Genomic DNA, 379 nt, shown 5'->3' with positions numbered 1-379 from the left:
ATTTTTTTGCGCTTGTAATTCGAAGATACCGGAAGGATCGAACCTATGGACATGATGGCAAATCTTCCCGTCGCGGTAATCGGCGCCGGCCCGGTCGGCCTTGCAGCCGCGGCGCATCTGGTCGAGCGCGGCATCCGTCCGCTCATCCTGGAGCGTGGTGAAAGCGTGGGTGCGGCACTGCTCGAATGGGGCCATGTGCGGGTGTTTTCGCCGTGGGAATACAACATCGACGCAGCGGCGCGGGCGCTGCTCGACCGCTCGGGCTGGACGGCGCCGGACAGCCAAGGCCTGCCGACCGGCGGCGAGATCGTGCGCGATTATCTGGCGACTCTCGCGGCACTTCCGGCGAGCGCCGCCAATTTGAAACTCGGTGCGGCGG

Annotated in this window: 1 protein-coding gene; it reads left to right on the top strand. The window is 64.9% G+C overall.

Features of this window, described 5'->3' with window-relative positions; translation table 11 throughout:
- Positions 1-45 precede the first annotated feature (45 nt).
- A partial coding sequence (locus EN935_RS40565) for an FAD-dependent oxidoreductase (protein WP_127374476.1) occupies positions 46-379 on the top strand: 334 nt, incomplete at its 3' end.

The organism is Mesorhizobium sp. M7D.F.Ca.US.004.03.1.1, assembly GCF_003998635.1.
In the GTDB taxonomy this organism is placed as follows: domain Bacteria; phylum Pseudomonadota; class Alphaproteobacteria; order Rhizobiales; family Rhizobiaceae; genus Mesorhizobium; species Mesorhizobium loti.
Note: the sequence above shows the minus strand (reverse complement) of the source record. Positions and strands in the feature narration are given on the sequence as shown.